At 42.0% G+C, this 12,211-nt stretch carries 11 protein-coding genes; 2 read left to right on the top strand and 9 right to left on the bottom strand.

The annotated features are described in order from the left end of the window. Positions 1-31: 31 nt before the first annotated feature. From DX933_RS12940 to nadC, 3 genes are all read right to left on the bottom strand, one after another. On the bottom strand, positions 32-1,972 hold the full coding sequence (locus tag DX933_RS12940; protein ID WP_123316863.1) for a TRAP transporter permease: 1,941 nt from the start codon (positions 1,970-1,972) through the stop codon (positions 32-34). Between the two features lie 145 nt (positions 1,973-2,117). Continuing rightward, on the bottom strand, positions 2,118-3,137 hold the full coding sequence (locus DX933_RS12935; protein ID WP_123316862.1) for a TAXI family TRAP transporter solute-binding subunit: 1,020 nt from the start codon (positions 3,135-3,137) through the stop codon (positions 2,118-2,120). Next, a complete protein-coding gene (gene nadC, locus DX933_RS12930) occupies positions 3,118-4,005 on the bottom strand; it encodes a carboxylating nicotinate-nucleotide diphosphorylase (protein ID WP_123316861.1) in 888 nt (295 codons plus the stop codon). The genes DX933_RS12935 and nadC overlap by 20 nt, the downstream gene beginning before the upstream one ends. 253 nt (positions 4,006-4,258) lie before the next feature. Here nadC and DX933_RS12925 point away from each other — a divergent pair, with 253 nt between their 5' ends. Further along, positions 4,259-4,795, top strand: a complete 537-nt coding sequence (locus DX933_RS12925) for a transcription repressor NadR (protein WP_123316860.1) — start codon at positions 4,259-4,261, stop codon at positions 4,793-4,795. Positions 4,796-4,854: 59 nt separating this feature from the next. On the opposite strand, the gene DX933_RS12920 is transcribed toward DX933_RS12925, so the two are convergent. The 6 genes from DX933_RS12920 to DX933_RS12900 all read right to left on the bottom strand — a co-directional run bounded on the left by DX933_RS12920 (position 4,855) and on the right by DX933_RS12900 (position 10,962). Continuing rightward, positions 4,855-6,798, bottom strand: coding sequence for an FtsX-like permease family protein (locus DX933_RS12920; protein ID WP_123316859.1), 1,944 nt, complete (start codon positions 6,796-6,798; stop codon positions 4,855-4,857). Continuing rightward, positions 6,788-7,549, bottom strand: coding sequence for an ABC transporter ATP-binding protein (locus DX933_RS12915; protein ID WP_123316858.1), 762 nt, complete (start codon positions 7,547-7,549; stop codon positions 6,788-6,790). The genes DX933_RS12920 and DX933_RS12915 overlap by 11 nt, the downstream gene beginning before the upstream one ends. 99 nt (positions 7,550-7,648) lie before the next feature. After that, positions 7,649-8,653, bottom strand: coding sequence for a sensor histidine kinase (locus DX933_RS12910; RefSeq protein WP_123316857.1), 1,005 nt, complete (start codon positions 8,651-8,653; stop codon positions 7,649-7,651). Then, positions 8,650-9,345, bottom strand: a complete 696-nt coding sequence (locus DX933_RS12905) for a response regulator transcription factor (protein WP_123316856.1) — start codon at positions 9,343-9,345, stop codon at positions 8,650-8,652. The genes DX933_RS12910 and DX933_RS12905 overlap by 4 nt, the downstream gene beginning before the upstream one ends. Before the next feature lie 34 nt (positions 9,346-9,379). Then, positions 9,380-9,694 carry a hypothetical protein gene (locus DX933_RS18480; protein WP_190279517.1) on the bottom strand — a complete coding sequence of 105 codons (315 nt, stop codon included), beginning with the start codon at positions 9,692-9,694 and terminating at the stop codon, positions 9,380-9,382. Positions 9,695-9,771: 77 nt separating this feature from the next. Beyond that, positions 9,772-10,962: a coenzyme F420-0:L-glutamate ligase gene (locus tag DX933_RS12900; protein ID WP_123316980.1), complete on the bottom strand. Its 1,191-nt coding sequence runs from the start codon at positions 10,960-10,962 to the stop codon at positions 9,772-9,774. 308 nt (positions 10,963-11,270) lie between these two features. On the opposite strand from DX933_RS12900, the gene DX933_RS12895 reads away from it, so the two are divergent. Then, positions 11,271-12,170 carry a LysR family transcriptional regulator gene (locus DX933_RS12895; protein WP_123316855.1) on the top strand — a complete coding sequence of 300 codons (900 nt, stop codon included), beginning with the start codon at positions 11,271-11,273 and terminating at the stop codon, positions 12,168-12,170. The last annotated feature ends 41 nt before the right edge of the window (positions 12,171-12,211 follow it).

The following is a 12,211-nucleotide window of genomic DNA, read 5'->3' as shown; positions in this document are numbered from 1 at the left end:
CGAAAGACTTGTATAATTCCGCGGGTTGTACTTAAATCTGATTTATTTTTTCCTTTTGCCAAAGTGCTGTAGAGCGTTTGTTCACAAGTACTTTTCGGTGTTGAATGATATAAATGGAAAGCAGGAACAGGCTTCCAATACTTTTCGATAAGATACCGGGGATTAGAAAAAGTAACCCACCGATGAGGAGCAATATTCGTTCCCACCAGGTCGTTTTCATCGTTAGCCAGCCGATGATGCCTGCTGAAAGCATTAAAATACCTGCAATAGCAGTAATAATGGCAATGCTGATTTCAACAGGTGTTCCGTCTAGTAAGAGTGCTGGCTCAAACACAAATAAAAATGGCACGATAAAGCCAACGATTCCTAGCCGTAATGCTTCCAGGCCGACGCGATTTGGATTGGCATCTGCAATCCCTGCTGCAGCAAAGGCCGCTACTGCAACAGGTGGTGTAATAGCTGAGAAAATTGAAAAATATACAATGAATAGATGGGCAGATAAACTGGATACACCAAGCTCCATGAGTGCGGGTGCAGCAAGCATTGCCGTTAAAATATATGCTGCTGCAACTGGCATGCCCATGCCGAGAATGATACAAATCAACATCACGAGTAGTAAGGTTGGTAATAACATTCCCGCCGTTAAATGGAGGACAATACTTGTGAGCTTTCCACCTAGACCGGTTGACATGATACCTGCTATTACTAGTCCTGCTGCAGCACAGGCAGTCGATACAGGGATGGCAGATCGTGCGCCATCTACCATTGCTGTCGCTACTTTTCGGAAGCCCATACGGGTGTGTTTTCGAAGCCAGCTTACCGCAATAATGGATAAAATCGCATAAAATCCAGTACGGGAAGCGCTGTAGCCTAATACGAGAAATACAATGAGCACGACAAGCGGTATAAAATATTGCCAGCCGCTTTTCAGAACAGTGCCGAGCTTAGGGATTTCTTCAGCTGATGTCCGCGGCAGATCAAGTCTCATTGCTTCTAAATGGACCATCGATAATAGAGAAACGTAATATAATATTCCTGGCAAAATTGCGGCAATCACGATCGTACCATACGGAATATTGGTTATGGCTGCCATTAAAAAAGCAGAAGACCCCATAATTGGTGGTAATATACTTCCTCCAGTAGATGCTGCTGCCTCCACTGCAGCAGCAAAGCTTGGACGATAGCCTGTCTTTTTACTGACGGGAATCGTAAAGCTGCCAGTTGTAACGACATTGGCTGTTGGACTACCGGAAATAGAGCCAAATAAGGCACTTGCTAGCACCGCTACCTTTGCAGCGCCTCCTTTAGAGCGTCCAGCAATAGCAGTAGAAAGCTGGAAGAAAAACTCCCCCGCTCCAGCATGATTGAGAAACGCACCAAATAAAATAAACATAAATACGAACGAGGCTGCAACCGATATCGGAGAACCCCATAATCCATTGAAGCTATAGACGATATCATCCAATATCTCAACACTCGTAAATGGACGATGGCCAAAAATACCCTGTAAATGATGCCCCCATAAGGCATAAGCAATGCCCACACCAGCAATGAGAACAATAGGCAAGCCAATGGTTCGCCGTGCTGCTTCCAAAGATAATAAGACAAATACCAAGCCGAAAAAGATATCTATAGGGCGTAAAGCTTCCATAATCGGGATACGCGTTGCAAACCATTCTGCATAGATGGTGAAATGGATACCGGCAGCTAGTGCAAGACTTGTAGCAATATAGTCTAATAAACGTGGTCTTTTGTGATTGGAGGAACCATAAAGTAAAAAGGCAATTGCAAGAATACCCGCTAAATGGATAGCCATTTGGTTCATAGGATCCAATCGTCCCCAAATAACGGACCATACCTGATAGCAGGATAGGAGCAATGCAAGTAAGGAAAAACAACCGAGATGCACCCCGGTTAGTTGGCGTTTTTGTCCCATTTGAAGGATACCGGCTAAATGCTTGTTGATATGCAAATTTCAAACCTCTTTTCTGTCTTGTCTAGTCGTTCCTGGTCTTACAGATTTCAACACACTGACTATTGTCGGTATGTGCTTGATAACATGAAAGTTTTATCACAGGTAAACTGGCTGTAAGACCCCCACTGATTGAAGTTTCACTTTATTTCAGCATTCCTTCTTCTTTGTAAAACTTTTCTGCACCTGGATGCAACGGGATATCGCCAACTGCTGCCATGTTTTCTGCCGATAAATTGCGAAACTCCTCATGTACCGTATGTAAGTAATCAAAGCTTTCATAAATCGCTTTGGTAATGGCATATACTTTATCTTCTGGAACAGATTTGTTCACAATCAAAAGGACAGGTGTATTGACAGTGCCGATGTCCTCCGTCTGAAAGTCATAACCACCTGCAGCGATGACTCCTGGGAGCATGCCGATCTCGGCAGCAACAGCCTCAATGGTTTCCTGTTCCAAAGCAAGCAGCTTTAAATCCATGGTGGTAGCTGCTTCTAAAATATCACTGGAGGGTACGGAAAGTGCATCTGCTGCAGCATCAATCCGTTTATCTGCCATGAGCTCGAACGATTTTTCACCGCTTAAGTGATCGACGGTTCCGCCCCAGGACACAATCGTTTCATAATCGATGCCATGATGCTTCAAGATGGTACGGGTAATGATTTCTCCAGCAGAGCCTTGTTGGTCCACAGCTAGGCGTATCGGTGCTTTGTTCTGAATTGCTTCATCTAATGTGTCATAAGGAGCATCCGCCCGTACGATGAATTGATAATAATTGGCCGGAATGACAACGCTGATTGCCCGCAAATCCGTGTAAGCTTCCTGATAGGGTTCCGTACCATGATAAGCAGCAAAAGCAGTCATGGCATAAGATAGCCCATAGGAAACCTTATTGGTTGCAACAGTTGGTGGATTTTCCACAATGCTGCCAGGTTCAACGGTAACGATGGAACCGTCCTGTTGGCGGCGAATAGATTCAGCGATTCCTTCTGAAAACACAGACCAGGCTCCACCGGTTCGTCCGCCAATAATCATGGCCTCTATTGCATCATTTGATGTATTGTTTTTTGCTGCTTTTGTTTTAGGCGAATCTATTCCACTACAAGCGGCAAGTAGAAGTAGTAAGGTGCTGATGACAATATATTTATAGAATGCTTTTTGCATGTGCTTTCTCTCCCTGTTTACTTGCTGGCATTTCACTTATTTCCACATTTAGGCTTATATCCAATGCCTGCACGGAATGGGTGAGGCATCCAAGTGAAATGTAGTCGACACCTGTTCCCTTGTAAGTGGCGATGTTATCCAATGTGATATTGCCGGAAGCCTCGGTAATGATATGTGCTGGGACAAGTGGACGCAAAGCACGTACTTCCTCAGCGGAACGGTTATCAAACATGATGATGTCCACGCCTGCTTCAACAGCTTCTCGGACCTGATCCACCGTTTCTGTCTCCACTTCTATTTTGATCATATGACCAATTTTTTCTCGTACCTTTTCTACCGCTTTGGTGATGGAACCTGCAAAGGCAATGTGATTGTCCTTAATCATGACCCCGTCATCAAGTCCGAATCGATGATTTTTTCCACCACCGCATGTAACCGCATATTTATCAAGCATGCGCAGTCCAGGCATGGTTTTCCTCGTATCACAAATATGGATAGCTGGATCATCCAGGACGGCAATATAATTGGCGGTCATCGTTGCGATACCGCTCATTCGCTGTAAGATATTTAAGATGACACGCTCCCCTGTTAATAGTTGAGCCATGGGACCTGTTACTTCCGCGATGGGTTGCCCCTGTTTTACCATTGAACCGTCCGTGACAAAGCGTTCGACTTGAATGCTTTGATTCAATAGCTGGTATCCAATTTGTATAAAATCGCTCCCAGCAAGGACACCATCTTCTTTGGCGACCATTACGCCTTTACCAATTTGCCCAGCAGGAAAGATGGACGTACTTGTTACATCTTTATCCCCTATATCTTCCGCCAAAAATTCTGCAAGCTTGTTTCTTAATTTGATTGGATTCATGTTGATTCTCCCTTTCTTGTAACCCCTTGTAGTTGTGAAATATTTCACATGTAAAACACGATGTTCCCAGTGTTTGAATGAAACATAAGACAAAACTTAATATGTATTAACAAGTGTCTTGTCATCTATATTTACACAAGATGCTGGAAATAACAAGTATCTTTTTTATAATTGATGGATAGAAGCTGTCGATAGCTGTTTGTATTGCTATAATAGGGGCAAGGGAAAGAAGTTACGGGAAAGGTGGAGCAGCATGATTCAGAAAAAGATGTCTTCTAGTGACAGGCAACAACTTATTTTGGAACGATTAACCAATGCAGACCATCCGATTACAGGAAGTGAATTTGCTCAGTTAACCAGTGTTAGCAGGCAGGTGATTGTACAGGATGTTTCCATTATGAAAGCAAAGAAAATACCAATAATTGCAACGAGCCAAGGATATTTACTAGTTGATCGGGAAGCTGAGCCTGCAGCTTGTACACAAATTATTGTGTGCCAGCATACACCGGAACAAACAAAGGAAGAGCTGTATGTACTCGTTGATCACGGTGTCTTTGTGAAGGATGTCATTGTTGAGCATGCGGTGTATGGGGATTTGACTGCTTCCGTTATGGTTGGTAATCGAATGGAAGTCGACCAATTTGTGCAACGAATTACGGAAACAGAGGCGGCTTATTTATCGACCTTGACGAAGGGAATCCATTTACATACGTTAGAGGCAGATTCCATGGAAAAAATTATCGCCGCCTGTCAAGCACTTGAACGGGCGGGCATACTAATCCCATCTTGAACATGAAAAACAGCATCTACTTCAGGCTAACGTTGGTAGTAGATGCTGTTTTTAATCATTTAAAGTGCGGATTTGATTACTTTTTTATAATATAGTACCGATAAGAAGCCGAATATCGAGTACAACGCTGTATAGATCAGCATCACAATGACGGTTGGTGTCAGCATTTCATTTCCGAAAAAGAACCAACCGGATTTAACGGCGAAATAACTATGGCAAAGCCCGATAACGAGTGGTATCCCAAAGTTAAATAGCTGCTTGCGTTTAATCCCGGTAAGTAAATCCTTCGTTGTAAAGCCTAGTTTTCGTAAAATGGTATAATTTGGCCTTTCCTCTTCACTTTCACCCATCTGTTTAAAGTAGAGAATACATCCGGATGTAACGAGGAAGGTAAGTCCGAGAAAACCGACGACAAACATCGTAATACCCATGTTTTCCTTTTGATACTGGAAGGAAGCAGTACGTGATTCATTTCCTGCATATTGACTGATATCTTGGTGGAAAAGTTCTTCCGCTTCGTCGACATCTGCTTTGTCCTTCAAATCAATTCCTACAAAATCCTGGAAAAAGGGTTCCAAGTCAGGGTCTTCATCTGCTTGCAGCTCGTGAAAGACGGAATCAGACACAACTGCCACTGGAAAGCCGCCTGATGTAATTCGAAATGGCAAGATATAAACTTCTTCCAAACCTTGATATTTCAAGTCATGGGCATCTGATTTTCCAGACAATTGAACGGTACCAGTATCGTTGAATGTGAGTATATTCATGATAGAGCTACTGTAATTAATAAATACCGTGTCGTTGTCCTGCAAATCGATTGTGTCTATATTTTTATCACTAACTACAATCATAGGCGTATCATTTACTTTAAAACCAAAATCCTCTGCATGTTCTCCCAGCACGTCATGTAAATCGGCATGGCTAATGGTGAAGTCGACTTCTGTTGTCGTGTGTGCAATATCATGGTCATCCAATAGCGCGCTGAATGCCATGCCATCCTCGTGGCTCACAATTGCATAATCATTCGGGATAGCTTCATAGATTGTTTTTTCTGCGGAATAATACGAAATATAGCTAAGTGACAATAGTCCAATCGCTAATGCAGACACGGTCGTAATAATCGTTAACAATAGCGCATTGGATTTCATCCGAAACATGATGGATGACAGAGAGAGCACTTCCCTGATAGATAAGTAGCCGCCTTTTTTCTTCCGGATGAGAAAGAAAATAAAGGTAATCGATCCCTTATAAAATAAAGAGGTCCCAAGAATAACAGAGGCCAGCACAAGTAACATGGCAAAGAATAAATATCGCTCTATGGTGGCATCTCCACTAAAGAGTCTGGAGGAAACATAGTACCCAAATGCAATGAGCGCAATCCCAAGTATACCGATAAGGATTTGGAAAAAGGATACTTTACCAATCTTCGCTTCTGTTTTAGAACGAACCCGAAATAAATTTAAAATGCTTTGATGACGGATAAAGATCCAATTCATCAATGAAATAAAACCAAAAATGATAGTGAAGACAATTACGGTCTGAATCAATGCATCTGTTGAAAAATGTAAATTCGCAATCGCTTCGATACCAGTAATTTTTATTAATATCATTAAAATGAATCTGGATATCGCAAATCCAATACATATGCCGATGAACAAGGATGTAAAATAAAGCAGCATATTTTCAACGCTTAGCATATTGAAAATTTGTCGTCTTGTCATGCCAATAAGCTGGTATAATCCTATTTCCTTACTTCGCCGTTTGATGAATAGTGTATTGGCGTAAAGGAGAAAGACTCCGACAATCGCAATGAGCAAAACAGATGCAACTTTAATAGCTGCAGCACCTTTAATTGTACCTGCCGTCTCATCCATGGATGGATCGAATTGCAACGTAACAAACGCGAAATAAAGTGCCACACTAAATAATAAAGCAAAAACGTATAAATAATAGGTTGCTAAATTCTTTTTGAAATTACGATAAATCAACTGTCTAATTGTCATGGTGAACGCCCCCGAGCACACCTTGTGTTTTCATGATGTCTTTAAAGAAGGATTGTCTTGTTTCGCCGCCTTTGTTTAATTGGCTATAAATCTGCCCATCTTTAATAAAAATGACCCGAGACGAATAGCTTGCAGCAGCCGGATCATGGGTAACCATAACGATAGTTGCTTTTCGTTTTTCATTTACTTCACTTAGTTTATTCAGTAAATCAGAAGCCGCCTTGGAATCAAGAGCACCAGTTGGCTCATCTGCAAAAATGATGCTTGGCTCATGAATAAAGGCACGTGCTGCAGAGGTACGCTGCTTTTGTCCCCCGGATATTTCATTTGGGTATTTGTCTTTGATTTCATAAATGCCTAATTCTTCAGCAATTGCTTGAAACATACTGTTAGCAGCTTTTTTGGAAACCTTTTGAATCGTTAAGGGCAGCAGGATATTTTCTTTTACCGTTAAGGTATCCAAGAGATTATAATCCTGAAAAATAAAGCCTAGATGTTTTTTTCGAAATGTGGCCAGCTGCTGATCTTTCATCGCAGTCAGTTCATTCCCCTCAATCTGAATGGACCCTTGACTTACTTTATCAATGGAAGAAAGCACGTTTAGCAATGTTGTTTTTCCTGAACCGGACGCGCCCATGATGCTAATGAATTCACCTTCTCCCACCTCCATATCGATTCCTTTTAAAACCTCTTGTCGATTCAGTTTATTTCCATAGCTTTTATATATTTTTTGTGCTTGTAGAATTGTCATTTCCGAACACTCCTTTGGTTGATATCTTTATCTTAACGTATAGGTTATTATTCTTCCTTCGATTGTCCGAACAAAATAACAAGGCATGTGACATTATTGTCACACGCCTGTTAGATGGACGAGATCATTCTTGCGCGGAAAGGTTAAACAAAAGGTTGTCCCCACACCGGGCTGAGATTCTACTTTTATTTTTATATGTAAGGAATTCGCGATATTCTTTGTTAAATAAAGCCCCATTCCAGTTGATGCTTGATCGACATGGTGGGTGGTTGAGGTGAATCCTTTATCAAAAATTCTGGGCAGGTCTTTTTCGTCAATGCCCCGACCTTCATCACGAATGGTTAGGTGAGTATGGTCGGCTTTTTTATAGGAATGAATGTGAATATCTGTGCCCTCACTGTACTTAATCGCGTTCGTTAGCAACTGTCGTAACATGAAGCCGAGCCATTTGCCATCCGTCAGCACTTCCTTTTCCTCTAACTCAATATCAAAACCGATCCGCTTTTGCATACACCAAGCCTGAAGAGATTTAATTTCGGTATAAATGAATGGCTGTAGTTCTGTCGCTTCAATGTAGCGGTCGTTTTGAATGAAGGGCATCCGCTTTTGATGAAGCTTGCTGTCTAAAAGCAAATGGATACGCAACCATTCCACCTGAAGCTGGGATTTTAATTTATTGTCGTCTAACCGATCCAGCATGAGCTGCATAGCTGTTAAAGGTGTCTTCACTTCATGGATCCATGCTGTTAAATCATCTCTTTCCTGTTCAAGTTCTGTTCGGTTTTTATCCACTTCCCTCCGAGCATCCTGCATCTGCTGCAAGACGACGGACTCCATAATGTGCTCATACGGACTATTTCCTGGTGTGATATCATCCATGTTGGAATGACGATCCCAATCACGGATACTTTTAATAAAAGGTGTTTCTTGATGATAGCGAATAAAAAGAAAGACAATAAACATAAGGGTAGCTAAAAAGACAATATATGCAATGGATGCGAAGGAAAGCGTTGGATCGATATATGCGATCAGCAAAGTGACTCCTTGCAAGCCAATGAAAAATAAAATCCAACTAAGCCGTTCTCTTAAAAACAGGCGAATCATAAACTGTGCTCCTCTTCCAATGCAATGTATCCCTGTCCGACCTTTGTTTCAATGAATTGACCAAGCTGTAGTGCTGCTAGTTTTTTGCGCAGTCGATTCACATTTACTGTTAGCGTATTGTCACTTACAAAGCGCTCATCTTCCCATAGACTTTTAATTAATGCTTCACGGCTAATAATCTTATTTTTTTGTTCAATGAGTTGACGTAGAATAAACATTTCATTCTTGGTTAATTCTATTTCACCGTGATTATTTTGCACTGTATTTTTTACATAATTGACTGTCGCACCACACCATGTGCGCACCTCTAATTGTTGATCTGTATTGTAATTATAGGCACGACGAAGCACAGCCTGAATTTTCGCTATGAGCACATCGAAATGAAAAGGTTTTTGGATGAAATCATCTGCCCCAAGCTGCATGGACATCACCATATCAGTCGGATGTTCACGCGAGGATAGGAAAAGAATCGGCACATTGGAATGGGAACGTATTAATCGACACCAATGAAACCCATCGAATTTAGGCAGTTGAATATCTATTATGACCAAATCCGGCTTCATCTCCGTGAATTCCTCCATGACCAGATTAAAATCTGTGATGCCATACACATCATAGGACCATTGCGACAGCCGCTCGCTAATTTCACTAAATAAACTACGATCATCTTCAATCAACAGAATGCGAAACATAGGGAACACCCCGTTCTATAAACTTACCTCTATCTTAAAGCAAAGCAAATCGAGTTGCCATTGATTTAAAATCAGAAATGAAAGAAGTGTAATATAAGGCACGAAATCGGCAGTTTCCGATTTCAATAACTATTTTACTTTTGTAAAGTGGGTAGGGACGGAGAGGAGTCATGCCAGCTGAGTGAGGTCTCGCAAGGAAGTGTAAAAGTCGCGCGCCAACCGGGTAAAGTCGGGCGCCAACTGGGCGAACTCGCGCGCCACCGAGGTGAACTCGCGCACCAATGTCCTGAAGTCGCGCGTCGAATGCTGATACTCGCGCGTTAAGCATCCCAACTCGCGCGCCAGACAACAACAATCCAACCGATTCAATGCACTAAATAAAAAAACACGACTTGCCCAATCTGGGCAAATCGTGTTTTAAATATGTTAATTTGTATAATTGTCGAAATAGCCTTGGATGTAAACAATTGGTGTTCCTTTGTCGCCACTTCCTGATGTAAGATCGGATAAGGATCCAATCAGGTCGGTTAGCTTTCTTGGTGTTGTTCCTTGTGATTCCATTGCTCCGACCAGATCTTCTTCTTTGTTATCGATGAATGCTGCAATTGCTTCCTGCAGTTCCTCACCGCGTAAGTCGGAGAAGTTATTGTCGGCCAAATATTTTAATTTGATTTCATTTGGTGTGCCTTCCAAACCAGGTGTAAATGCTGGGGAGACAACTGGATCGGCAAGCTCCCAAATTTTCCCCGCGGGATCTTTGAAGGCGCCATCGCCGTAAACCATTACTTCCACATGCTTACCGGTTTTTTCTTTTAGCATGTTGTGAATGCGATCTACGATGGGTTGGCAGTCACGTGGAAATAGCTTGACGGAATCCTCTGTTGCTTTATTGGAGCCAAGCAATCCAAATACTTCATTACAACCACTTCCATCAACAGGTTCAGCCAAAATGTCGTCCAAGCTGTAAATTACCTCACCGCCATTTTCTTTCAAAATCCGTTTGGTACGAAAGCGGGTATGGATATCACAAGCAAGTACATGTTTGGTATAGTCTAAAATGGTACGTGGATGGTTGGAGAAAATAACCTCGCATGGCACACCGCATGCTTCTACAATTGATTTATAATATTCAATGTAATCCACACCAGTAAAGGCATGCTTAATATGGCCAAAATGCTTGCGGAATTCCTCTTCTGAAAGGGTATCTGTCCATGGATTAACCCCTTTTTCATCGAGTAAATCCAAATCAACAAGATGGTTACCAACTTCATCTGAAGGATAGCTGAGCATAATTACTACTTTTTTAGCACCTTTTGCAATACCTTTTAGGCAGGTGGAGAATCGGTTACGGCTTAGAATCGGAAAAATAACGCCGATGGTTGCATCGCCAAATTTTGTTTGAATGTCCTTGGCAATTTGATCCACAGTAGCATAATTTCCCTGTGCACGGGCTACAACAGATTCCGTAATGGATACAATATCTTTGTCACGTAATGCAAAGCCTTCTACCTCTGAAGCTTTCAGTACACTATCAACGACAATTTCTTCAATGCTGTCCCCTTCGTTAATGATTGGGCAGCGTAGTCCTCTTGCAACGGTTCCAACAACTCTTTCCACGTCCATCGCTCCTTGATTTCCAAATAATATATTTTCAACCGGTTTGTAAAAAACCAGTACATTCAACTATTTCCAAGTCCAGTATACACGAGGAAAATCCTTCCTGTCGCGGGAAATGATATGGCTGGATTCTCTTGCGACGCCTGCAGAAAAGATGATTGACAAACTTGTTTGAAATAGCCATGTAACAGGGAAGCATAACAATTGTAGCTTCTTTCAGTTTCTGCTTTTCCCTACTTGTAATATACATGAAACTTATGGTATAAGTAAAATGAATATATCGCATAATGCCCATTAGGAGTGCTTATATGGTATCCAAATTGGATTTGTATCGGGTGTTTTTTCATGTAGGTGATAAAAAAAGTTTCTCTGCTGCTGCGCGGGAGCTGTATATGACACAGCCTGCGGTTAGCCAGTCGATTAGTCAGCTGGAAAGGGAATTGGAAACACGCTTGTTTGATCGGTCACCCAAAGGGGTGAAGCTTACCTATGAAGGTGCACAGCTGTACGATTATGTTCAGTCGGCAATGAATCTGTTGGAGGCCGGTGAACAGAAAATACAGGAATTAAGGAATCTGGATGCTGGTGAACTGCGACTTGGCGTAGGAGATACGATTTCCAGATATTTTTTGATGCCGTTTTTGGAAATGTTTCATGAACAGTTTCCAGGTATAAAGTTGAAAATCGTAAATGGCACTACTTTAGAAATTTGCGATCAGTTAAAATCACGTGGCGTAGATGTTGCCATTTGTAATTTGCCGCTCGATGATGATGCCCTGGAACTGCGACCGTGTTATCGTATCCAGGATGTATTTGTGGCTGGTAAAGATTATGCCCACCTATTAGACCATCCATTAACACTTGCGGAAATTGCGCAGCTGCCGCTTATTTTACTGGAGCCGAATTCCAATTCCCGGAAATATGTAGAGGATTATCTGCTGTCTAAGGGGGTACGGATTGCGCCGGAATTTGAATTGGGCTCACATGATTTGCTGCTCGCGTTCGCCGAAATCAATTTAGGTGTTGCCTGTGTAACGAGGGAATTCTCACAAGGCTATGTGGAAGCAGGAAAATTGATTGAACTGCCGCTTGCGGAGCCAATTCCGGAAAGAAGCATTGGCATTTGTTCGCTGAAGCATGTCCCACTATCACCGGCATCCATGAAGTTTGTCGAGATTATCGAAGGCATTGTGGATGATAACCGTTAGCTCCAATTTCGTAAAGGTTGCCATTTTAGCAAATCGTGATA

This window comes from Ornithinibacillus gellani (assembly GCF_003730295.1).
In the GTDB taxonomy this organism is placed as follows: Bacteria; Bacillota; Bacilli; order Bacillales; family Amphibacillaceae; genus Ornithinibacillus_A; species Ornithinibacillus_A gellani.
Note: the sequence above shows the minus strand (reverse complement) of the source record. Positions and strands in the feature narration are given on the sequence as shown.

Bases quoted from the DNA above. Each gene is read 5' to 3' on its own strand.
- DX933_RS12925 (WP_123316860.1), top strand. From the start codon at position 4,259: ATGATTCAGAAAAAGATGTCTTCTAGTGACAGGCAACAACTTATTTTG.
- DX933_RS12895 (WP_123316855.1), top strand. From the start codon at position 11,271: ATGGTATCCAAATTGGATTTGTATCGGGTGTTTTTTCATGTAGGTGAT.
- DX933_RS12915 (WP_123316858.1), bottom strand. From the start codon at position 7,549: ATGACAATTCTACAAGCACAAAAAATATATAAAAGCTATGGAAATAAA.
- DX933_RS12935 (WP_123316862.1), bottom strand. From the start codon at position 3,137: ATGCAAAAAGCATTCTATAAATATATTGTCATCAGCACCTTACTACTT.
- DX933_RS12920 (WP_123316859.1), bottom strand. From the start codon at position 6,798: ATGACAATTAGACAGTTGATTTATCGTAATTTCAAAAAGAATTTAGCA.
- DX933_RS12905 (WP_123316856.1), bottom strand. From the start codon at position 9,345: ATGTTTCGCATTCTGTTGATTGAAGATGATCGTAGTTTATTTAGTGAA.
- DX933_RS12910 (WP_123316857.1), bottom strand. From the start codon at position 8,653: ATGATTCGCCTGTTTTTAAGAGAACGGCTTAGTTGGATTTTATTTTTC.
- nadC (WP_123316861.1), bottom strand. From the start codon at position 4,005: ATGAATCCAATCAAATTAAGAAACAAGCTTGCAGAATTTTTGGCGGAA.